Origin of the sequence: Mycobacterium sp. G7A2, assembly GCF_041902445.1 — a bacterium.
Classification (GTDB): domain Bacteria; phylum Actinomycetota; class Actinomycetes; order Mycobacteriales; family Mycobacteriaceae; genus Mycobacterium.
Window position 1 is genome coordinate 4329825 of record NZ_CP169251.1, and the last position, 20760, is coordinate 4350584.

Sequence of the window (20760 nt, forward strand, 5' to 3'; positions counted from 1 at the left end):
ACAGAACACACCGAAAGGAACGAAGGTGCAGATCAAAGCAGCGCTGCGCTGGACGGTTGCCCTCCTCTGCGTCGGCGCTCTGGTGGTGGCCGCCGGCATCGACGCCAGCCGAACCGGCGCCGGAGCCAACGCCCGCGCGAAACTCACACTCATCGCGCCGGCCGCTGCCGGCGGCGGCTGGGACCTCGTAGCGCGGGAGTCACAGCAGGCCCTGCGCAGCGACGGGATCGTCAACAACGTGCAGGTGGTCAACGTCCCGGGCGCCGCCGGAACCATCGGCCTGAGCCAACTGTCCCGGCTCGACAGTGACCCCACCACGATGATGGTCACCGGAACCGTGATGCTCGGCGGCATCATCCGCAACGACTCCCCCGTCGACCTGTCCACCATGACGCCGGTGGCGCGCCTCGCCGAGGACTTCGAAGTCATCACCGTGCAGGCGGATTCGCCGTTCCGGACCATCGACGACTTCCTGCAGGCATGGCGGGCCGACCCCGCGGCGCTGCCCATCGGCGGTGGATCCGCCGGCGGCATCGACCACATGGTCGCCGCACAGCTGGCGCTGGCCGCCGGCGTCGATCCGGCCCAGATCCGCTATGCGGCCTACGCCGGTGGGGGCGAGCTCACCATCAACCTGCTCTCCACCGCCCCCGGCACCCCCAGCGTCGGTATCAGCGGCTACAACGACTTTCGCGACCTGCTCATCGAAGGCCGACTCCGCCCGCTGATGGTGGTGGCGCCGCAGCGCCTCGAGGGGCTGGAGGCACCCACCGCCGAGGAGGCCGGTTATCCCGAGGTGGACCTGGTCAACTGGCGCGGTTATGTCGCCCCACCCGGTCTCGACCCGGGCGAACAACAGGAACTCATCGACATCGTCACCGAGATGGTGGCCACCGAGCAGTGGCGCAGCGCCGTCGACCGCAACCGCTGGGACGAATCCTTCCTGACCGGTGACGAGTTCGGCGCCTTCCTGCGCACCGAACAGGAACGGATAGCGACCATTCTTCGAGATCTGGGGCTGGCATGACGATCAACGACCAACGCGACACCGCGCCGGACACCGGCCACACACGCACCTTCTGGTCCGGTAAGAGTGCACTGGTCATGCCCGGCCTGCTGGTCGCACTCGGGTTCCTGCTGATCTTCGGCATCATCGACATGGAACTGGCCGACGACTCGGAGTTGTTCGGGCCCAGATCCTTCCCGGCGATCACCGCCGGTTTCTGCTTCGTGGTCGCGGTACTGCTGGCCGTCAGCATCATCCGCAATCCCGAGGTGCCCGAGGCTGAGCTGTCCAGCAACTGGCGCTCCACCGGCATCACCATCGGAGCCTTCGTGGCCTTCGCCGTGCTGTTGGTGCCGGCCGGCTGGATCATCGCCGGCGCCGTGGTGTTCTGGGGCGTCACCGTCGGCCTGGGCAGCACCCGCTACGTCCCCAATATCTTGATCGGGCTGGCGGCCTCGTCGGTCATGCAAATCATCTTCAGCGGCCTGCTCGGCCTGAGCCTGCCGCCCGGCGTCATGGGAATGTTCTGATGGATGCACTGGTAGGTCTCCTCGGCGGTTTCGGCGATGTCCTGACGCCGACCAATCTGATGTACGTGCTCATCGGGGCGCTGATCGGCACCGCGGTCGGTGTGCTCCCCGGTCTGGGCTCCTCGATGGCGGTGGCGCTGCTGCTGCCCATCACCTTCACCCTGGATCCCCTTGCCGCACTGGTGATGTTCGCCGGCATCTACTTCGGCGGGCTCTTCGGTGACGCGATCGCCGGCATCCTGATGAACACGCCGGGCAACTCGACGGCCATCGCCGGGTCGATCGAGGGACACCGGATGGCGCGGCGGGGACGTGGCGCGCAGGCGCTGGCCACCTCGGCCATCGGCGCGTTCATCGGCGGCATGATCGCCACCATCCTGGTGGTGTTCTTCGCGCCGGCCCTGGCCGACTGGGCCACCGAGTTCGGCCCCGGAGAATACTTCGCCCTCGCGGTGTTCGCGTTCATCGCCACCTCCGCGGTGGTGTCGGAGTCGGTACTCAAAGGCCTGGCAGCGCTGCTGATCGGGCTCGTGCTGGCGATGATCGGCACCGATCAGGTCAGCGGCTCACAGCGATTCACGTTCGGCAGCGTCGCGCTGTTCGACGGGGTGAGCATCGTCGTCATCACGGTGTCCATGCTCGCGGTGGGCGAGGTCATCTACGTGGCCTCGCGGATCGGGCGTCCCGACGACCGCAGCTTCACCCCGTCGACCGGGCGGCCGTTCCTGTCGCGCGCCGAGTACCGCGACGCGTTGCCGGCGTGGTTGCGCGGCACCGCGATCGGCGTGCCGTTCGGTGTCATCCCCGCCGGGGGCGCCGAGGTCCCGACATTTCTGGCCTACGGTCTGGAGAAACGCCTCGACGGGCGTCGACGCAGGCCGCTGTTCGGCACCGGCGCGATCCGCGGTGTGGCCGCGCCGGAAGCCGCAGGAAACTCGACCGCCGGTACCGCGATGGGTGCGCTGCTGGCGCTGGGTCTGCCGACCTCGGCGACCGCAGCCCTGCTGCTGGCGGCCTTCCAGCAGTACGGCATCCAACCCGGCCCGCTGCTGTTCACCCGCAACGCAGAGTTGGTGTGGGCGCTGCTGGCCAGCCTGATCATCGGCATGGTCGTGCTGCTGGTGCTCAACCTGCCGTTCGCCCCGCTGTGGGCCAAGCTGCTCACCATTCCCAAGGAGTATCTGTACGCCGGCATCGCGATGTTCGCCTGCTTCGGCGTCTATGCGGCCAGTGCGGCGATGATCGACGTGGTGTTCATGCTGATCCTCGGCCTGATCGCGTTCGCGATGCGCCGCTACGGCGTGCCGATCGCACCGGTGCTGATCGCGGTGATCCTGGGCCCGCTGGCCGAGTCGTCGCTGCGTTCGGCGATGAACAACTCGCAGAACAACCCGTTGACGCTGGTGAGCACACCCATCACGATCACGCTGTACACGTTGCTGCTCATCGTCATCGGCGTCAGTGTCTACAACAAGGTGCGGGTCCGCTCCGAGTTGCAGGAGTCCGAGTCCGAGGCCGACTCCGGGGTCAGGTGAGTCAGATCAGGCCCAGCCGGGTCAAGGTGGTGGAAACGCGGTCGTCCTGCTCGTCGAGGAAGCGTTCGAACTCGGCGCCGGTGACGAACGAGTCGGTCCACCCGTTGTCCCGCAGCGCCTCCTGCCAACGACCGCTGTCGTGCAGCTCGGTCAGCAACCGGATCATCGACTCCCGGGACGATGCCGAGATGCCCGGTGGGGCAAGCACTCCGCGCCAGTTCGCGAAAGTCAGCCCGATGCCGGAAGCCCGCAACGTCGGCGCGTCGATTCCCGGGACCGGCTCATCGCTGGACACCGCGAGCACCCGCAGTTGACCGGCGTCGATCTGGGCGAGGAACTCCCCCGGACTGGAGGTGCTGACGCTGACCTCGTCGCTGAACAGTGCGGCCAACAGGTCTCCGCCGCCGTCGTGGGTGACGTAGTCGACCGACACCGGATCGATTCCGACGGCTTCGGCCAGGCGCATCGCGAACAGATGGTCGGGGCCGCCCGGGGCGGAGCCTCCTCCGATCGTCACCGCGGTCGGGTCCGCCCGCCACGAGGCCACGAAGTCGCCGACCGTGGCGAACGGGGAATCCGTGGGGACGACGATGGCACCGGGATCCTCGATCAGCTTTGCCAGCGCGGTCGCGTCGGACGCCCGGACACCCGTGTCGAAGGTGTACGTCGCCCCCACCACACCCAGGCCCATGGTCATCATCAGGTCGTCGTTGCCCACTTCGTTCATCAGGCGCGCCATCGCGACCGCGCCGCTGTCGCCGATGACGTTGAACACCTCCACGCGACCGGTGATGTCCTCGTCCTCCATGATCCTGACGGCAGTGCGCGCCGTGAGGTCGTAGCCGCCGCCGGGACTGTTGGGCACCATCATGCGCAGGCTGTACAGGCCGGGGGTGTTGTCGTCGGCCGCGCCGCACCCACCCGTCAGGGATACCGCCAGCACCACGGTCGCGGTCAGAGCAAGCAGTCTTGTCACATCAGTCCTTGTCGAGGCAGCACGATGCTACGCAATACTGGTCACAAGCGTGAGCTGGGTCACTGACGAGAAGGACGTGTCGCGGGGTGAGTGGACGGTGGTCGGAGGCGGTGCGCACCTTCGGCAGGAGGAGCCTGGCCGGCCAGTTCCTGGCCTTCCAGCTGTTGGTCGTCGTTGTCGTGCTCGGCGCGGTGGCCGTCGTCTCGGTCGCGCAGTCGACCAACGAATTCCGTGACGTGCGCGGAGCGCGGATGCTCGCCACCGCCGAGAACCTCGCCTCCACGCCGGTGGTGCGGGACCGTTACGCCGACCCGTTCGCCGCGCAGGCATTGGCGCCCGAAGTCGACCGTGCGGTCGCGCTGTCCGGCGCCGAATTGGCGGAGATCCTCGGCCCGGACGGCCTGGTACGCGCCTCGTCGGACCCGTCGCGGCTCGGCGAGCGCACGCGGGTGGGGGCGGCCGAGACCGGGCGGGCATGGTTCGGTGACGCCGAGGTGGGCGGCGTTCGTAGCCTGCTGGCCCAGGTTCCGATCCTGGCGTCGGACGGACGGGTGCTGGCGATCGTGTCGGTCAGTGAGCCGTACCCGTCGTGGTGGGCTCTGCTGAGCGGGGCCGGGGAACGGCTGTTGCTCTATCTCGGTCTGGGCGCGGCGCTGGGCATGGTGGCGTCCTGGCTGCTGTCCCGCCGGATCAAACGCCACACCCGCGGGCTGGAGATCGCCGAGATCGCCGGCTTGGCCGACCACCGTGAGGCGTTGCTGCACAGCATTCGCGAGGGTGTGGTCGCGGTCAACAACGACGGCGTCATCACCGTGCTCAACGACAGCGCTCAGGAACTGCTCGGGCTGCCGGACTCGGCGGTCGGCGAGCGCGTCGATTCGGTCGGACTCGAAAGCGCCGTGGTGGACTTCCTGCTCGCCGGCGAGGACGACCGCGACGTCGTGATCGCGACCCGCGCACGGGTGCTTGCCCTCAACCGGCGATCAGCGACCAGCGCAGGCCAGGACATCGGTACCGTGACCACGATGCGTGACAGCACCGAACTCGCTGCCCTGCAGGCTCAGTTGTCCTCGCACAAGAGCGCGACCGACACGCTGCGCGCACAGACCCACGAGTTCTCCAACCAGCTGCACACCATCTCCGGCCTCGTGCAACTCGGCGAGTACGACGCGGTCCGCGCGTTCGTCGACGAGCTCACTCAGCGCCGGGCCGCGATCAATGATGCTGTGACACGGCATATCTCCGACCCCGCGGTCGCCGCCCTGTTGATCGCGAAAACAACGCTGGCCGCCGAGAGCGGGGTGTCGTTGCAGATCGCCGAGGACTCCCACCTGTCACCGCTGGAACCGGGTCTGGCCACCGATGTCATCACCGTGCTGGGCAATCTCGTCGACAATGCCGTGGATGTGTCCGTCGGTTCCGCGCAGCCCACCGTCACCGTGCGGGTTTGCGACACCACGGGGCTGGAGATCTCGGTGTCCGACACCGGGCCCGGCGTTCCGTCGCACCTGCGCGACAGCATCTTCGCCCGCGGCGTCACTTCGAAACCGGAGGTCGCCGGCGGGCGGGGCATCGGTCTGGCCCTGGTGCGGATGGTCACCGCTCAGCACGGCGGCTCGGTGGAGGTATCAGACCGGCCGGGCGGTGGTGCGGTGTTCGCAGTGCGGCTGCCGAGGGCCCGGGTGGGCGCGCATGCGTGACGTTCTCGTCGTCGACGACGACTTCATGGTCGCCGAGATCCACCGGCGCTTCGTCGAACGCGTCGACGGTTTCCGTGTCGTCGGGGTGGCCCGCACCGGGCGCGAGGCGCTGGACGCGGTGCGCGATCACCATCCGGAGTTGATCCTGCTGGATGTGTACCTGCCGGACATGACCGGATTGGACGTGCTGCAGACTCTGCGCGCCGCCGGTGAGGGTGTCGGAGTCATCATGATCACCGCGGCCCGTGAACTCGACACGGTCAGGGGCGCGCTGCACGGCGGAGCCGCAGACTATCTGACCAAGCCGTTCGAGTTCGCCCAGCTGCAGGCGAAGTTGGCCGCCTACGCGGCGCGCGCCGACGCGCTGGAAGCCGGTCCCGCCGTGGACCAGTCCACCATCGACTCGTTGTTCGGCAGCCCCGGCGCGACGCGGCAGCACGAAGTCCTGCCCAAGGGGCTCAGCGCCGAAACAGGCGAGCTCGTGCTGGCGGCGGCCCGCCGCGTCGGTGAAGTGTCCGCCGCGGAATGCGCTGACATCGTGGGTATTTCACGGGTCAGCGCGCGGCGCTACCTCGAGCATTATCTCAGTGCCGGTGCCCTGCAGTTGCGGCTGCAGTACGGGGTCGGACGGCCGGAGCGACGCTACGCGGCGGTGTGATCGCACCGGGACGCGGGCTCGGGCGATGCGGCACGTCACGCTGGGCCCGGGCGGGTGATGGTGCGGGGCGGCAGGTGCAGCGTCCGGACATGTTCGGCGATGGCGCCGAGATTGGTGGTCCATACGTCGTCGTGGCCGACGACGTAGCGCATCAGGTCACCGAGTTCGGCGGCGCGCGAGGCGCGCCCGGACAGAAACGGATGGTTGGTGAGCACCCAACACGCGCCGGCAGCACGCAGTGCGTCGAACTCCAGCTGCCACAATTCCCGCGCTTTGCGGGGGCTTTCGATCACTCCACTGCCGGCGATGTCCGGCAGATAGCAATACTGCTCCCAGTCGTCGAGCGCCCATTGGATGGGTATCTCCACCACCGAGCCGTCCCCCACCGCGAGCTCGTAAGGATGGTCGGCGTCCATCAAACTGGAGTCGTAGAGAAACCCTCGCTCGACCAGCAGTTCTGGCGTACGCCAGGACAGATCCCACATCGGTGCGCGGTAGCCGACCGGCCGGACACCGGCCACCTCGGCCAGGGCTTGCAAACCCCGGTCGAGCGCCTCGATCTCCTGGGCCAGGGTCAGCGCGGTCGGTTGTTCGTGCAGGTATCCGTGGTGGGCGATCTCGTGTCCGGCTTCGACGATACGACGCACGGCGGCGGGGTACCGATGTGCGGTGTGCCCAGGGACGAAGAAGGTCGCCGGAATCTGGTGTGCGTCCAGGAGTTCGAGAATCCGCGGTAGCCCGACAAGCGGCCCGTAGGCCTGATGGGACATGACGCTCATCCGCGCCGCGACGGCATCATTGCCCCACAGCACCGCCGACTCGGCGTCCACGTCGAACGTGAAAGCCGCCGCGGCCGACTTGCCGCCGGGCCAACGGAGATCAGAAGTCATCAGCCATCAGAGTAACCAGTTCATACGCGAGATTGGCGGCTGCGACGGCGGTCACCTCACCGTTGTCGTAGGCGGGAGCGACCTCCACGACGTCGGCCCCGACGATGCGGAGAGTACGGAGCGCACGCAGCACGGCGACCAGTTCACGGCTGGTCATACCACCGATCTCCGGTGTTCCGGTGCCCGGCGCGAAGGCGGGGTCCAGGACGTCGATGTCGATCGACACGTACACGGGGTGGTCCCCGACGCGGGTCAGGATGCGGTCGATGACACCGTCGATCCCGATTCGGTCGATATCGCGACAGTGCACCACCGTGAACCCCAACGCCTCGTCCTCGAGCAGGTCCGCCCGGTCGTACAGCGATCCCCGGATGCCGACGTGGGCGGAGCGGTCTTTGACCAGCAGCCCCTGCTCGGCGGCGCGGCGAAACGGGGTGCCGTGTGTACACGGTGCTCCGAAATAGGTGTCCCAGGTGTCGAGGTGCGCGTCGAAATGAATCAGGGCCACGGGCCCGTGCACCTGGTTGACGGCCTGCAGTGCGGGAAGCGCAATCGTGTGGTCGCCGCCGAGCAACACCACCCGTTGCTCCGGACGTACGAGCAGTCCGGCCACCGCGTCGCGGATCTGCGTCACCGCCTCGGAGATGTCGAACGGATTGGCCGAGACGTCACCGGCGTCGACCACCTGGGCCTGCGCGAACGGGGTGATGTCGAGCGCAGGGTGGTACGGCTTGAGCAGCCTGGAAGCCTGCCGAATGGCGGCGGGACCGAACCGCGCGCCGGGCCGATAGGTGACCCCGCTGTCGAACGGAACTCCGACCACGGCGATGTCGTGATCAGCCACCTCGTGCCGCTGCGGGAGCCGCGCGAAGGTGGCCAAGCCCGCGTAACGCGGCACCACCCGGGCGTCTACCTGACCGACCTTTCCAGTCTGCGTCGTCACATACCGCTCGGTCATACCCTGCTCCTCGTCGTCCCACCGTTACAAGAGATCACCTGCCCGACAACCGCTTCCATGGAAAAATCAGCCAGCAGTTCGACCGCTGCAGAGATCTCGCCGGACGTTCCGAGTCGGGCCAGTGGGATCGTCTCCGCGTAATGTGCCTGGATCGAGGCCAGGTCCGTCCCGGCCGCGTCGGCGTCGACCTGCAGTTGTGGGGTGTCGATCACGCCGGGCGCCACGGCGTTGACGATGATCCGTTCCGGCGCGAGCTCTCGGCCCAACGTCTTGACCAGCGAGATGAGTCCCGCCTTGGACGCGGCGTACGCGGTGGCGTCAGGCCAGCCGGTCAGACCCCATTCACTGGTGATGACCACGATCCGCCCCTCACCCGCTCGGCGCATGTGCGGCAGAACGGCCTGCACCAGATGGAACGTGCCGCCGAGGTTGGTGTCGACGACGCGCCACCAGTCCCGTTCGTCGTGCTGCAGTATCGGCGCCATGGTCATGTAGGCATGGTTGGCCACCAGCACGTCCAGCCGACCGGTGGCCGCCGCGACGGCATCGGCGATCCGGGTGCAGACCTCCGGTTCGGACACATCACCGGGGACCGCGACGCCGCTGATGTCGTCGGCCAGTTCACTCAGCGCGTCACTGGCCCGTATGTCGTTGACCGCCACTGTCGCCCCTGCGGCGGCCAGCCTGCGCGCGTGGGCGGCTCCCATTCCCTGTGCCGCACCGGTCACCAGTGCGACCCGGCCCTCCAGTGAGCTCATATGACCGCCCCCGCATTCACGTTCACCACATCGCCGGTGCTGAAGGTCGCATCGCAGACGAGGTATTCCACACAGCGGGCCACTTCGGCGGGTGCAGTGAGCCGGCGCAGCGGCAGCGTGGCCAGATAATCCTCTGCACGCCAGGGCGAATCCGCTGCCAGCAGCGGAGTGTCGGTGGGGCCCGGTGCGACGACGTTGACCCGGACGCCGCTTCCCGCGACCTCGACCGCCAGGCTGCGCGCCAGCCCGAGGATCGCCCCCTTTGCTGCTGCGTAGTGCGCGTCATGTTCTCCGCCGCCGACAGCGAGTTCACTGGCGACCGCCACGATGGCCCCCGAGCGGCGCCGCAACATCCCGGGTAGACACGCCCGAGAGGCGTTGAAGAAGCCACCCAGGTGCACACGCAGCATGCGTCGCCACGCCTGAACACTGATCTCGCCCACTGGCGCCATCTCATAGTGCCCCGCCGACGTCACCAGTGCCGCGATCGGTCCCAGCCTCCGCTCGATCTCGGCGACGGCACCGGTCACTGCGGCACCGTCGGAAACATCGACCGCCACAGCGTGATCGGCGTCTGCCCGGTCACTGAGGTCCAGCGCGCCCACGCGGTATCCACGACCTCGTAGCGCCGAGACGGTGGCCGCGCCGATCCCGCTGGCACCACCGGTGACGATGGCTACCGGCGCCTCAGGCATCCGCCGACTCCGGTTCGACGGAAACCTCGGTGCCGACGATGCGGCGGCGCAAGCCGAGCAGGATCGCCAGACCGACGACCAGCAACACCGCGACCCCGATCCAGACCGACCAGTCCAGGTAACGCTGCTCGTACACGGCCCGCGGCCAGGAGATGTTCAGCATCTGCAGTACCGCCCAGACCGCGGCGGCCACCGCCACCGGAGCCGTTGCCTTGCCCAGCGAGAACTTTCCGTCTGTCCACTTGCGCCGTGCCAGCACCACGACGAAACCGATGACCGGGAACAGGAAGGCGAGATAGAACCCGCCCGTGGTGAAGTTGACCATCAGCGAGTAGATGTCTCCGGCCACTGTGCTGAGCAGAAACAGCGCCCCTCCCGCGACTGTCGTCACCAGGATGGCCAGCACCGGAATCCGGGCGGTGCCGCTCAGTCGCGCCAACGCGGTGGCGCCGGGCAGCGCGCCATCGCGGGCGTATGCCCAGATCACCCGCGACGCCGAGGTCTGCAGTGCCAGGAAACTGGCGACGAAGCCGATGACGAACAGCATCTCGACAGGTTTGGCGATGCCGTGACCCAATGCGGTGGTGAGGGTTTCGTAGACCGGATCGGCCACGGTGCCGGCAGTCACGGCGTCGAGGTCGGGAATCGCCAGGATGATCGCCAGGCTGGAGTAGGCCACCACCAGCGCGATGAAGGTCAGTGAGAACAACACGGCCTTCGGTAGGTCGCGCTGCGGCTCGTGCACTTCCTCGGCGATCGCACCGGCGCTCTCGAAGCCCACGAAAGAGAAGCCGATGAACACCACCGCCAACAGGAACGGGCCGTTGAGGTAGGCCCAGGTGCTCATGTCTGTGCCACCACCGTCGAACAGCACCGAGATCGAGTTCTGCCGATGGAACAGCAGCAGCCAGGTGCCCAATCCGAGCGAGCCGATCACTTCAGCCACGATGCTCGCCGTCATGAATATCTTCAGCGCACCGCGCCCGATCAGGTTGATCGCGGTACCGCCGATGAGAATGAAGAGCGCGATCACAGCGCGCAACCCACCCGAAGGCGCTTCCACCCCGGCGATGTTGGCCACGAATCCTGCCGCCCCGAGGGCCACCGTCGCCATCGCGATGACCAGCGTCCACATGTAGACCCAGCCCGCCAGCCACCCGTAGGTGGTGCCCAGCAGGCGGCGTGACCATTGATAGATCGACCCTTCCAGCGGCCAGCGCGACACCAGCACCGCGAAAACCAGCGCGACCAGGAACTGTCCGGCGAAGACCAGACCAAAGCCCCACCAGAAGCTGGGGCCGGCCGCGGCCAGAGCCAGGCCGAAGATCCCGTAGAGCGCCACTATCGGCGAGATGAAGGCGAAGGCGAACGCGAATGCCGACCACAGCGAGAACTCCCGCCGCAGCACGTTCGCCCCGTTGGCGTCAGATGCTGACATCACAACTCCTCAAGACGTGGTTGGACGAACTATCAACGCCAGCTCCGCATGGTGCCAGTCTTCGGCGCGAAGACGCCGCAAAAGCACCACCGAGGAGCACTGGCATTGTGCGATCGCACAACATCGGCGGGCCATCCGCGTTTCGTCGGCGTTACGCTCGGCTGATGCCGAATCCCACGCTGCGCGACGTCCTCGGCTCCGTGCCCGGCCTGGTCGAAGCGGAGCCGGGCACCGGTGACCTCGACCAGCCCGTCAGCTGGGCGCACACCACGGAACTGCGCGACCCGTCGCGCTATCTGCGCGGCGGGGAACTGGTGTGCACGGTGGGGATCAGCCTGCGCAGTGCGCAGGACTGCCGGGACTTCGTCGGTTCGTTGCGCGGCGCAGGCGTGTCCGGGCTGTGTTTCGGGGTCGGTGACGTTCATGACGACGTGCCGGGCGATCTGCTCGAGCAGTGCCGCGAACACCAGCTGCCCCTGCTGGTCGCGCCGCTCGAGGTGCCCTTCGCCGCGCTCGGTCGATTCATCGCCGATTCCCGGATGGGTGACGAGATCGCGGCCGCCCGCGCAACCAACACCCTTGTCCCTGAGCTGCTCTCGGCGCAGCGCCGCGGCGAATCGGTACGTCAGTTGCTCGACCGCGCGGGACAGGTGTTGGGCGGCTACTTCATCCTCGATCGGGACAGTGCCGACGGGTTGGTCACCGTGGAAGGACTGGGGGTCCTGGTGTGGGTGGGACGGGACGACCCCCCTGAGCGGGCGGTGCTGGAGGTGATCGCCCGCTTCGCTCAGGCAGCCCAAGGTGATCGCGACATCGAGGCGGCGCTGTCGCGCGAGCGGGTCGGTCAGCTGTTGTCCCTGGTGGAGCGCCGGATGCTGCTCCCGGATGCTCTCAACCAGCTGGTGGCGTGGCCAGGGCTCGCGGCGCCAGAGCTGGCGTGTTCGGCCTGGCCCGCGGGAGCAGGTGCAGTGTTGTCCCTGGCATTTCCCGACGCGCTGGTCGGCGACGCACCCGAGGTGTGCCTGGTGGTCACCGACGTCGCCGACGACCTTCGTCGGGTGGCCTCCGAGCTGTCACTTCCGTCGGGACATTCCGCCGCGACACCCCTGGTCGATCTGGGCTCGGCCATCGTCCAAGCGCGTATCGCCCTGGAGATGGCGCGCCAGCACGGCGGCAGTATCGGGCCGGATCAGCTCAGCACGCTGAGCAGTCTGCTCGAAGGACTTCCAGCAAACCGATTGGCTCCGTTCAAGAATCAGCTCATCGACCCTCTCGAGGAGATCGACCGCGACCGTGGCACGCAACACATCAGAACGCTGCGGACTTTCCTGTCCAACAACGGATCGGTGATGGACACTGCGCGCGAGCTGTTCCTGCACACCAACACCGTGCGTCACCGATTGGGGCGGATCCACGAGCTGACCGGACGCAACCCCATGAACGTGGACGACCTCGCCGCCTTCTCCATCGGGCTGCAAGCCAGGGACCGCTCTCCTCAACGGCCGGCCTGACGCCCGTTGCCGGTGCGACCACCAACACCCGCCTCCGCGCAGGGAATTGACGCTGTCGGGCCGCGACGGCGGACGTGTTCCGCTGCCTCGGCGTGATCAGCGGGCTTCCTCAACCGCCGCAGATCACCCGCGGGATGGGGTCATAGGTCACGGTGTGCGACTCCGTTGTCGTCTCCCCGGTGACGATGTCGCGCAGGGTTCGGGTGTCGGTGATGGTGAACCCCGACGCGCCGCCGCTGGCGCTGCACGCCTCACCGGCGGGGATCGTGATGGTCTGCGGGCTGGTCGGACGGCTGCGCGAGCTCTGCGAGGACGTCACCTCGTAGCGTTTGATCCCGACGAGGCGGACGGTGACGGAACTGGGCGTCCAGTCCGTCTGGATCTGCACCGACGTGGGGCCGTCGTTGCGGAACTTCACATCGAGCACGTCGCCGAACACCGTGGCCTCCCGGCCGGCCGGATATCGGCTGATGTAGTAACTGTGCTCGTGGTGCTCGACGTCTTCCATTCCGGCGAAGTACGCGGCGTTGAACAGGGTGGTCGCCAACTGCGAGACCCCGCCGCCGACACCGCGTGCGGGCCTGCCGTTGCGGATGATTCCCGCCTCGACATACCCGGCCGCGGCGTTGCGCGGGTTGGTTGCCTCGTTGAGGCTGAACGTCTCTCCCGGCTTCACCACGATCCCGTCGATCTGTTCGGCGGCACGCCTGATGTTCTTGCCCGAATCAGTGGCGAAACCACTTGTCTCGAATTCGCCGATGACTTCGATCGGGCCGAGCCCGTCGAGTTCGGCCATCGTGAACGTGGCCGGTTCGGTGACGTAGACCGCGTCGAGTTCGCGGTCGTCGTCACTGGTGAGCACCGGAAGGAGATTCTCCAGGGTGGCGTCGTAGTCGACGCGGCGGGCCGCCTGTTCGGGAGACTTGGCCGGCGGACTCACCGTGAAGTCGATATCGGCGTTGCGGCCCGGGACCTCGGACGCCTCGAGCTGTGGGCGGAGCGCGTCCACCACGATCGTGGTGTCGATCATCGGTTCCAGTCGCCCACCCTCGACCTCGAACCCCAACGCCGAAGCAATCGTCTGCTCGGAAAGGATCGCCCGCGTGTCGTTCTCGGCGTCGACGATGACAGGCGCCGAGACCGCGGGTGTCGCGACGTCGCGCAGGGCAGCGTCGACGTCCGCAGCGGTGGTGCTCGGTTGGAGTTCGGCCATCGGCAGATTGACGATCCCGCCCAGTGCCCAATCCCGGATGAGCACACCCGCCGCGGCGTCGACATCGAGTCGTTGCCCGCTCTCCGGGTCGGCCGCTACCGGTTCGCCGTCGACGAAGTCGATCGACCCTTCGACCGGGTCCTCGGCGACGTCGGCGGCGAGAACCTCCAAGGTGGCGGTCAGGGCCTGATCGTCCACCGACGAGACGACGCCCACCGGGGTGTCGACAAAGAACGACGTGAGCCGGGTGATCGGGTTCAGCGGCTGCCCGCCGGCTTGAGCAACCGTTGCGCGCGCATCGACCTGAAGATCGATCGAGCGTGGCGTCACCTCGGTGTCCAGTGCGCCCACCGTCACGGGGATGGGCTCCTCGGACCGCGGGCCGACGACGTCCCGGAGTCGATCCTCGGCCTCGTCCGGCGCCAGCCCGCCGAGCGGCACACCGGCAGCGGTGACCCCGCGAGGGACTTTGCCCGAGGTGACGATCAGGTCCGTGACGTACACCGCGGCCAACAGGACCAGCGGAAAACCGAGGAGGAGGAACACGCGGCGTCGACGCCGGCAGGCGGCACCGTGGAGCGCCAACCCGTTTTCGGTCAGCCAGGTGGCCGGCATGGCTCTGTTCCTCAAAAGTCGATTCGCCCCGAGTGTCCGCGGCCGCATTGTTCTCAGCAACTGTCCAGGGGACTCGATCCATCCTATCGACTGGCCGTCGGGTCGGTCTGGCTCGAGAGTGGGCCTGCTTCCGGCGCAGCTTCGGCGCGGATGCCGAGTCGGGACGTCGATGCCCGTCTCGGGGCGCCTACAGGCTGAACTCCCGCGGAGGGCCGCTCAACGCAGCTTTGGCCGCCACGGCCATCGGGTCCAGTATTTCGATGTCACCAGCTTCGAGTCCGTCGAGCGCCAGCGTGACCAGATCGGCAGGATCGAGGACGACACCGTCGGGGAATTCGATACCGTTGCGTTCGGCGAACTCGAACAGCGTTGGGGTACCGATCAATCCGGGCATCAACGCGGTCACCAGCGTGCCCTGTCCCTGCAATTCGAGGCGGACCCCGGTGGTCAGGCCCCATTCCGCGGATTTGGCTGCAGCATAAGCAGTGTTGCCCGACACGGTGTTCCAGGCCGCGACGGACAGCACGTTGAGAATGGCGCCGCCGCCGTTACGGGCGAGTATCGGGGCGAAGGCTCGAACCATGGACAGCGTGCCGAAGTAGTTGGACTCCATGGTGGACCTGATGCCTGCCAGATCGCCGGTGACGAGGTCGCCTCCCGCGGTGTCGGCCGCGTTGTTGATGAGCACGTCGACATCCGCGGCACGGGCGGCGGCCGCAGCGACCGACGCCTGGTCAGTGATGTCGAGGGCAATCACCTCGACCCCGGGGATGTCCACGAGTTCCGGCCGCCGCGCGCCGGCGTAGACCTTGGCTCCCCGGCGGAGCAGTTCGTGCGCGAAATGCCACCCGATGCCCCGGTTCGCCCCGGTGACCAGCGCCGTAGCTCCGTACAGGTCCATGAGTCCTCCCACCTGGGTCGACAGAACGAAAGTGACCAGCCGGTCACCTTGCGAAGCCAAAGCTGCCACAAGATGACCATGCGGTCAACTTGGTAGCCTGGGCCAGTGAATTCGACTCCGACAGTCCGCGCGGATGCCGCCCGCAATCGCGAGTCGTTGCTGGCTGCCGCCGAGCAGGAGTTCGCCGAAAGGGGCCTGTCAGCCTCGGTGGCCGACATCGCGCGCAGAGCGGGCGTCGCCAAGGGCACGGTGTTCCGCCACTTCGCCACCAAGGAAGACCTGATCGCCTCCATCGTCTGCGCGCACATCGCAGCGCTGACCGAAGCCGCTCGGAGACTCTCCGACGCGGCCGACCCCGGAACCGCGCTGCTGGAGTTCCTGACCATCGCCGCCGATCAACGACAACAGCACGATCTGACGTTCCTGCAGTCAGCCAGCGAGAGCGACCCACGGGTCCACGAGGTCCGCGACGAATTGCACTCGGCCTTGGGAACTCTGGTCGGCCGCGCACATCAGTCAGGAGCGATCCGCTCCGACGTCACCGAGACCGACGTCTTCCTGCTGATGTGCGCACCGGTCCATGTCGTCGAGAACCTCGCCGCCCCGGAGCCGCTGCTGTGGAAGCGGTATCTGGCCATCATCTTCGACGGATTGCGGCCCGAAGGCGCCCACCCGCTTCCCCAGCCGGCGCCGGAGTTGGCTTAGCCGAGTCGCGCGCCAGCCCTCCGGGCCGCTACGAAATGTGTCGACCGCCGTCGGTCAGAGGTGCGGCGCTTCCTTGATGGTGCTCTCCGGCGTACCGACCGTCTGGCAGTAAGTGGTGATCGACACGCGCGTCCCGGCCAGCTCCGCGTTGGCGGGCTCGTTCTTGCCCTCGTCGGTCAGCATCTTGGTGATCGACTCGTTCTGCGATGCCTCGTCAGCAGCCAGGAAGTCCTCGCAGGTGGTATCGCCACCCTGATTGGTGACCTCCTCGACCTGGGAACATCCACTGAGGACGGCGGCCGAGGCCAGCATGGACATCATCAGCACCTGCGCACGTTTCATGGCGATCTTGTTTCCCCGAAATGACGCCGGCGAAACTCCCTCGGACAGCACCCCTAGTCGGATGCGCCACTCGCACCGAACACCCCGTTGAGATACACGGTGACGCGGAACCCGCAGAGCACCAGGATGTGTATCAGGTACAGCCACAGCGCCAACGCCGACACCGCACCGACGATGGGCAGGCCGCCGAACGGTGCGGACCATTCGATCGGGATGGCCAAGAACAGCAGGAACCCCTGCAGGAACCCGGCCAGGATCGCCCCGCTGCCGAAAGCCCCCAAAAGCAAAGGCTTCACGCCGAACCGACCGGGCGCGATGAGCCCGTACACGCCCACCAGCGCCGTCGAGACCGCGATCCACACGACGTGGAACCCGACGAACACCCCCCACACCAGCGACCACCCTTCGCCGGTATAGAGCGGCGCCACGTAGGGCGCGAACGCCAGCACCGCCAGGACCAGGAACGGGGCGACCGCCGCGACGCCGAGCAGGCCTGCCCGTCCGCGCCACCCGGTGAGTTTGTCTGTCTCCGGGGTCAGTTGGACGAACGCGCGGCGCAGGCCCTCCCCGTAGAGACTGGCCGGGAACAGCACCACCAGGGCCTGCCACCACGGCATCGCCAACGCGACCGAAGTCAGGGTCCGCAACGCTTCGGGGGTTCCGTGTCCGGACGGCAACCCCGAGATGGCCGTGTCCATCGAGGAGGTCACGGTGTCCTGTCCGACCAGCAGTCCGGCCGCCCACAGCGATGCCATCGCCAGCGGCACCAGCCCGATCACTCCGAAGAAGGTGGCTCCAGCCGCCCACAGCGCGAGGTCGGTCCCGGGGAACGTTTTGCTGACCTGAACAGCCAGCCTGCGTGCCCGGTTCACCGCCATACCCGTCGACGGGTCGCGCCGTGCTGGCAAGCTGACACCATGACAGCGAAGCAACCCGCCGGCGACGGTGACGCGGGCTGGTCCTCGCTGCACAGTGGCGTGCAACCGTCGCGCCTCGTGCGGGGTTGGCTGTCGATGGTGCGAATGTTGGCCCGCGGTCCGATCGTTCGCATTCCGCCCGATGTCCTGTCGTTGCTGGGTGTGCTGGCGTTGGTGGGCGCGTGGGCGGCCGTGGCGGGCCCCGGCTGGCCGGCCCTGGCGGTGGCGCTGGTGATCGCGGCCGGCGTGCTGGACGGTCTGGACGGCGCGGTGGCGCTGCGCACGGGAAGGGCCCGCCCGCTGGGTGCGGTGGTCGACTCGACGGCCGACCGACTCGGTGATCTGCTGCTGGGCGCGGTTCTGCTGGCGTTGGGCGCGGCGCCCGGCTGGGTGATCGCGGCGCTGACGCTCGTGCTGCTGCTGGAGTACGTGCGCGCCCGCGCCCAGGCCGTCGGGATGCCGGGCGCCGGCGCGATCACCGTCGGCGAACGTCCCACCCGGCTGATCGTCGTCGCACTGGCGGCCGCGGGTGCGGCGGTGCGGGGGTCGGGGGTGCCGCTCACCGGGTGGAACTGGGGCACCATGTTCGCTGTCACGTGGACCGCCGCCGGTGTGGTCGCGATGGTGCAACTGTGGCTCGGGATTCGTCGCTCGATCCCGGCGACGTACCCGACGGACCGATGAGTCCGGCGACGATCTCGGCGGACATCAGCACCAGCGGGATGCCGCCGCCGGGATGTGCCGAGCCGCCCACCAGGTAGAGCCCGGGCAGCGGGCTGCGGTTCGACGGGCGGCGCAGCGCCGCGCGGGGGCCGTGCGAGGCGGTGCCGTAGATGGCGCCTCCGGGTGCACCGGCACGACGCTGCAGGTCGGCGGGAGTCACGGTCTCCAGGACGCGGATCCGGTCGCGCACGTCGGCGCCACGGGCGGCCAGCACGTCCAGGATGTGCCGGCTGTAGCGCTCGCGCAGACCGGGCTCGTCCCAGTCCACCCCGCGCGCCGGATCGTGCGCGGGCGCGTTGACCAGCACGAACCAGCCCTCCGAGTTCTCGTCGGGCCGCAGCGCCGGGTCATCGGGTGCGTGCACGTAGACGGTGGGATCGGCGACGGGCACGGGTCGCCGGCCGAAGATGGCGTCGAACTCGGCGTCGTAGTCGGCGGGGAAGTAGACCCGATGCGCCGGGCCCGGCTCTCGTCCCGTCAGCCCGAGCAACAGGACGACGCCCGCCATGGAGCGCGGCATGCGCCGCGCCCGGCGCTGTGCACCCCGCACCGCGCCGCGCGGCAGCAGCCGCTCGTAGAGCACCGCGGCGTCGGCATTGCTGACGACGATGTCGGCGGTCACGTCACGCCCGCCGACCCGTACGCCGGTGGCGCGGCCGTCGCGCACGCTCACCGACTCGACCGGCGTCGCGGTGTGCACCTCGACACCGAGTTCACGGCAGCGCTCGGCGAGCGCCTCCACGATGCGCCGCAGCCCGCCGGGTACGTACCACGCGCCGAACTCCTGCTCCACGAACGCGGTCACCGACAGCACCGCGGGCGTGCGGCGCGGGTCGGATCCGGAATAGGTGGCGTAGCGGTTCAGCCACGTCCGCAATCGGGCGTCGGGCAGCATGCGCCGGCCGAGACCGTCGATGGTCAGCCACGGCGCCACCACGCGCAGATCCGCCGGCCGGGTGCTCATGCGCGCCATCGCGGTCAGGGACACCGGACGGCGCAGCACCGGCTCGCCGACCAGCTCCCACAGCCTCCGCGAGCGGTTGTGCAGCCGCTGCCACGCCGTTCCGGTGGCGGCGCCGAGCGCCGCGTCGAGCGCCGCCGGAACGCCAGCCGCGTCGTGCGGCAGCGTCAGGGTCGTCCCGTCGCCGAACACGTACGCACACGCCGGATCGACTGCGCTGAGCGGCAATTCGAGCGGGGCACCGGTGTCGGTGAACACCTGCTGCAGCACCGCGGGCAGCGTGAGCAGCGACGGGCCGGTGTCGAAGGTGAAGCCGTCGCGCTCGAGGAGTCCGAGCTTTCCGCCCACGGTGTCGGCGCCCTCGAACACCGTCACCGAGTGCCCGGCGGCCGCCAGCCGGGCCGCGGCCGCAAGCCCGCCCAGTCCGGCCCCGATGACCACCACCCGGCTCATAGGGCCCGGCCCTTCCAGTGCAGCGAACCACGGAGCCGACCCACCCAGGACGAGCCGAGCAGCCACAGCAGGGTCAGCACCGAGAACGGGTGCGCCACGGCATCGATGATCGTGCCTCGCTCCGCATCAATAGTCGCGCCTCGCTCCGCATCAATATTCGCGCCTCGCTCCGCATCAATGGTCGCGCCTCGCTCCGTCGTACCGCACCAACGCGCCGACAGGATCCGTCCCAGCACCGCGGCGAGATAGCCGACGGCGCCGATCCGGGACCCCGTCGTCGCCGCGATTGGGGGCACCACGTAGACCACGGCCAGAGCCGCGGCGACCGCGATGGCTCCCGGCGGCGAGCCGAACGCTGCCCACAGCGACTTGCGGTAGCCGTCGCGCAGTTCACGGCCGTTGTCGTACATCCGGCAGGTCGCGATGGCGGACCCGTCGGCGACGCCCGTGCGCCCGCCGCCGGCGCGGATCTTTCGTGCCAGCGCAATGTCGTCGAGCACCTCCCCGGACACCGACTGCCACCCGCCCGCCCGGGCCAGGGCGTCGGCCTCGACCACGAGGAACTGACCGTTGGCCACCGCCATCGACGGCCGGGCCGACAGCTCCGCGAAGCGCAGCGGCACCGTGGTCAGCCACGACCAGGCCAGCAACGGCTGGATCAGACGCCCGGAGCGCCCCGTCGTGAGTTGGCGGGGCCACGGACTCACCAGATCCAGCGGGTCCGGGCCGCGCAACACGGCGATCGCGGCCGCCACGGCATCCGGGGACAGCACCACGTCGGCGTCGACGAACACCAGGATCACCCCGCGGGCCGCGGCGGCCAGCTGCGCGCACGCGTGCGGTTTGCCCAGCGTGCCGGCCGGCGGCGGGGTCCCGGCCAGGACCCGCAAACGGGCATCGGCCGGCGCCACAGCGCGCACCACGTCGGCCGTGCCATCGGTGGAGTTGTCATCCAGCACCAGGATCTCCACATCGGTGAGACCGCGCTGGGCCAGCAGCGACCGGATCGTCGGCTCGATGCGATGGGCCTCGTCACGCGCCGGCACCAGAACCGACACCGGCACGCTCACCGACGGCGGCTTTGAAGGCGGACGCCGCAGGTAACGTAGGTTGAATAGTTGGTGGACCGTGCCCAAACACGCCAGCGACGATCCCGCCAGGACGAGCGTCCGGAACGGTTTGGGGCGTCGCGCGTCGGGCACCTGAGAACTCTACGGAGCGCTCACCCCGTCCGCCACCACCCGGCGGCGCACCTGGGGTGACCGCTTCGTCGCG

At 68.5% G+C, this 20760-nt stretch carries 20 protein-coding genes; 8 read left to right on the forward strand and 12 right to left on the reverse strand.

Annotated features, from left to right (window positions below; all coding sequences use genetic code 11):
* Positions 1-25 precede the first annotated feature (25 nt).
* Genes ACEWX3_RS20525 through ACEWX3_RS20535 form a run of 3 tightly spaced genes read left to right on the forward strand, consistent with a single transcriptional unit; the run spans position 26 to position 3071 of the window.
* Positions 26-1027, forward strand: a complete 1002-nt coding sequence (locus ACEWX3_RS20525; RefSeq protein WP_207068987.1) for a tripartite tricarboxylate transporter substrate binding protein — start codon at positions 26-28, stop codon at positions 1025-1027.
* Entirely contained in the window at positions 1024-1536 is a 513-nt protein-coding gene (locus ACEWX3_RS20530) for a tripartite tricarboxylate transporter TctB family protein (protein WP_374157516.1), read from the forward strand. Before ACEWX3_RS20525 ends, ACEWX3_RS20530 begins: the two co-directional genes overlap by 4 nt.
* Entirely contained in the window at positions 1536-3071 is a 1536-nt protein-coding gene (locus ACEWX3_RS20535; protein WP_374157517.1) for a tripartite tricarboxylate transporter permease, read from the forward strand. The genes ACEWX3_RS20530 and ACEWX3_RS20535 overlap by 1 nt, the downstream gene beginning before the upstream one ends.
* A 1-nt stretch (position 3072) precedes the next feature.
* On the opposite strand, the gene ACEWX3_RS20540 is transcribed toward ACEWX3_RS20535, so the two are convergent.
* Positions 3073-4038, reverse strand: coding sequence for a tripartite tricarboxylate transporter substrate binding protein (locus ACEWX3_RS20540; RefSeq protein ID WP_286183697.1), 966 nt, complete (start codon positions 4036-4038; stop codon positions 3073-3075).
* A 95-nt stretch (positions 4039-4133) separates the two neighbouring features.
* Between ACEWX3_RS20540 and ACEWX3_RS20545 the strand changes: the two genes are divergently transcribed.
* Both ACEWX3_RS20545 and ACEWX3_RS20550 read left to right on the forward strand, forming a co-directional pair.
* On the forward strand, positions 4134-5747 hold the full coding sequence (locus tag ACEWX3_RS20545) for an ATP-binding protein (protein ID WP_374157518.1): 1614 nt from the start codon (positions 4134-4136) through the stop codon (positions 5745-5747).
* Positions 5740-6405 carry a response regulator gene (locus ACEWX3_RS20550; protein ID WP_207068991.1) on the forward strand — a complete coding sequence of 222 codons (666 nt, stop codon included), beginning with the start codon at positions 5740-5742 and terminating at the stop codon, positions 6403-6405. Before ACEWX3_RS20545 ends, ACEWX3_RS20550 begins: the two co-directional genes overlap by 8 nt.
* Positions 6406-6440: 35 nt before the next feature.
* Here ACEWX3_RS20550 and ACEWX3_RS20555 read toward each other — a convergent pair whose 3' ends face one another.
* Genes ACEWX3_RS20555 through ACEWX3_RS20575 form a run of 5 tightly spaced genes read right to left on the reverse strand, consistent with a single transcriptional unit; the run spans position 6441 to position 11144 of the window.
* Positions 6441-7295, reverse strand: coding sequence for a polysaccharide deacetylase (locus tag ACEWX3_RS20555; protein WP_374157519.1), 855 nt, complete (start codon positions 7293-7295; stop codon positions 6441-6443).
* Positions 7285-8253: an agmatinase gene (gene speB, locus ACEWX3_RS20560; protein ID WP_374157520.1), complete on the reverse strand. Its 969-nt coding sequence runs from the start codon at positions 8251-8253 to the stop codon at positions 7285-7287. The genes ACEWX3_RS20555 and speB overlap by 11 nt, the downstream gene beginning before the upstream one ends.
* The gene (locus tag ACEWX3_RS20565; protein ID WP_374157521.1) at positions 8250-9011 is read right to left on the reverse strand and encodes an SDR family NAD(P)-dependent oxidoreductase; all 762 of its coding nucleotides are present in this window, start codon (positions 9009-9011) and stop codon (positions 8250-8252) included. Before ACEWX3_RS20565 ends, speB begins: the two co-directional genes overlap by 4 nt.
* On the reverse strand, positions 9008-9706 hold the full coding sequence (locus ACEWX3_RS20570; protein WP_163673577.1) for an SDR family NAD(P)-dependent oxidoreductase: 699 nt from the start codon (positions 9704-9706) through the stop codon (positions 9008-9010). The genes ACEWX3_RS20565 and ACEWX3_RS20570 overlap by 4 nt, the downstream gene beginning before the upstream one ends.
* Positions 9699-11144, reverse strand: a complete 1446-nt coding sequence (locus tag ACEWX3_RS20575) for an APC family permease (RefSeq protein ID WP_207068996.1) — start codon at positions 11142-11144, stop codon at positions 9699-9701. Before ACEWX3_RS20575 ends, ACEWX3_RS20570 begins: the two co-directional genes overlap by 8 nt.
* Before the next feature lie 164 nt (positions 11145-11308).
* Here ACEWX3_RS20575 and ACEWX3_RS20580 point away from each other — a divergent pair, with 164 nt between their 5' ends.
* A complete protein-coding gene (locus ACEWX3_RS20580) occupies positions 11309-12655 on the forward strand; it encodes a PucR family transcriptional regulator (protein ID WP_374157522.1) in 1347 nt (448 codons plus the stop codon).
* A gap of 109 nt (positions 12656-12764) precedes the next feature.
* On the opposite strand, the gene ACEWX3_RS20585 is transcribed toward ACEWX3_RS20580, so the two are convergent.
* Complete coding sequence (locus tag ACEWX3_RS20585) at positions 12765-14483, reverse strand: VanW family protein (protein ID WP_374157523.1); 1719 nt, start codon at positions 14481-14483, stop codon at positions 12765-12767.
* Between the two features lie 187 nt (positions 14484-14670).
* Positions 14671-15384, reverse strand: coding sequence for an SDR family NAD(P)-dependent oxidoreductase (locus tag ACEWX3_RS20590; RefSeq protein WP_374157524.1), 714 nt, complete (start codon positions 15382-15384; stop codon positions 14671-14673).
* A gap of 105 nt (positions 15385-15489) precedes the next feature.
* Between ACEWX3_RS20590 and ACEWX3_RS20595 the strand changes: the two genes are divergently transcribed.
* The gene (locus ACEWX3_RS20595) at positions 15490-16089 is read left to right on the forward strand and encodes a TetR/AcrR family transcriptional regulator (protein WP_374157525.1); all 600 of its coding nucleotides are present in this window, start codon (positions 15490-15492) and stop codon (positions 16087-16089) included.
* A gap of 54 nt (positions 16090-16143) precedes the next feature.
* Here the strand turns inward: ACEWX3_RS20595 and ACEWX3_RS20600 are convergent, their stop codons facing one another.
* On the reverse strand, positions 16144-16431 hold the full coding sequence (locus tag ACEWX3_RS20600) for a hypothetical protein (RefSeq protein ID WP_221348764.1): 288 nt from the start codon (positions 16429-16431) through the stop codon (positions 16144-16146).
* A 53-nt stretch (positions 16432-16484) separates the two neighbouring features.
* A complete protein-coding gene (locus tag ACEWX3_RS20605; protein ID WP_374157526.1) occupies positions 16485-17339 on the reverse strand; it encodes a YhjD/YihY/BrkB family envelope integrity protein in 855 nt (284 codons plus the stop codon).
* A gap of 9 nt (positions 17340-17348) precedes the next feature.
* Here ACEWX3_RS20605 and ACEWX3_RS20610 point away from each other — a divergent pair, with 9 nt between their 5' ends.
* The gene (locus ACEWX3_RS20610) at positions 17349-18032 is read left to right on the forward strand and encodes a CDP-alcohol phosphatidyltransferase family protein (RefSeq protein WP_374157527.1); all 684 of its coding nucleotides are present in this window, start codon (positions 17349-17351) and stop codon (positions 18030-18032) included.
* On the opposite strand, the gene ACEWX3_RS20615 is transcribed toward ACEWX3_RS20610, so the two are convergent.
* Both ACEWX3_RS20615 and ACEWX3_RS20620 read right to left on the reverse strand, forming a co-directional pair.
* Positions 17941-19485, reverse strand: coding sequence for a phytoene desaturase family protein (locus ACEWX3_RS20615; RefSeq protein WP_374157528.1), 1545 nt, complete (start codon positions 19483-19485; stop codon positions 17941-17943). The genes ACEWX3_RS20610 and ACEWX3_RS20615 overlap by 92 nt on opposite strands.
* Positions 19482-20555, reverse strand: a complete 1074-nt coding sequence (locus ACEWX3_RS20620) for a glycosyltransferase family 2 protein (RefSeq protein WP_374157529.1) — start codon at positions 20553-20555, stop codon at positions 19482-19484. The genes ACEWX3_RS20615 and ACEWX3_RS20620 overlap by 4 nt, the downstream gene beginning before the upstream one ends.
* Positions 20556-20760: the final 205 nt, after the last annotated feature.

Excerpts from the sequence above, each read along its gene's own strand:
- ACEWX3_RS20585 (WP_374157523.1), bottom strand. The coding sequence starts at position 14,483 with ATGCCGGCCACCTGGCTGACCGAAAACGGGTTGGCGCTCCACGGTGCC.
- ACEWX3_RS20600 (WP_221348764.1), bottom strand. The coding sequence starts at position 16,431 with ATGAAACGTGCGCAGGTGCTGATGATGTCCATGCTGGCCTCGGCCGCC.
- ACEWX3_RS20580 (WP_374157522.1), top strand. The coding sequence starts at position 11,309 with ATGCCGAATCCCACGCTGCGCGACGTCCTCGGCTCCGTGCCCGGCCTG.
- ACEWX3_RS20550 (WP_207068991.1), top strand. The coding sequence starts at position 5,740 with ATGCGTGACGTTCTCGTCGTCGACGACGACTTCATGGTCGCCGAGATC.
- ACEWX3_RS20530 (WP_374157516.1), top strand. The coding sequence starts at position 1,024 with ATGACGATCAACGACCAACGCGACACCGCGCCGGACACCGGCCACACA.
- ACEWX3_RS20535 (WP_374157517.1), top strand. The coding sequence starts at position 1,536 with ATGGATGCACTGGTAGGTCTCCTCGGCGGTTTCGGCGATGTCCTGACG.
- ACEWX3_RS20590 (WP_374157524.1), bottom strand. The coding sequence starts at position 15,384 with ATGGACCTGTACGGAGCTACGGCGCTGGTCACCGGGGCGAACCGGGGC.
- ACEWX3_RS20615 (WP_374157528.1), bottom strand. The coding sequence starts at position 19,485 with ATGAGCCGGGTGGTGGTCATCGGGGCCGGACTGGGCGGGCTTGCGGCC.
- speB (WP_374157520.1), bottom strand. The coding sequence starts at position 8,253 with ATGACCGAGCGGTATGTGACGACGCAGACTGGAAAGGTCGGTCAGGTA.
- ACEWX3_RS20610 (WP_374157527.1), top strand. The coding sequence starts at position 17,349 with ATGACAGCGAAGCAACCCGCCGGCGACGGTGACGCGGGCTGGTCCTCG.
- ACEWX3_RS20570 (WP_163673577.1), bottom strand. The coding sequence starts at position 9,706 with ATGCCTGAGGCGCCGGTAGCCATCGTCACCGGTGGTGCCAGCGGGATC.
- ACEWX3_RS20555 (WP_374157519.1), bottom strand. The coding sequence starts at position 7,295 with ATGACTTCTGATCTCCGTTGGCCCGGCGGCAAGTCGGCCGCGGCGGCT.
- ACEWX3_RS20565 (WP_374157521.1), bottom strand. The coding sequence starts at position 9,011 with ATGAGCTCACTGGAGGGCCGGGTCGCACTGGTGACCGGTGCGGCACAG.
- ACEWX3_RS20575 (WP_207068996.1), bottom strand. The coding sequence starts at position 11,144 with ATGTCAGCATCTGACGCCAACGGGGCGAACGTGCTGCGGCGGGAGTTC.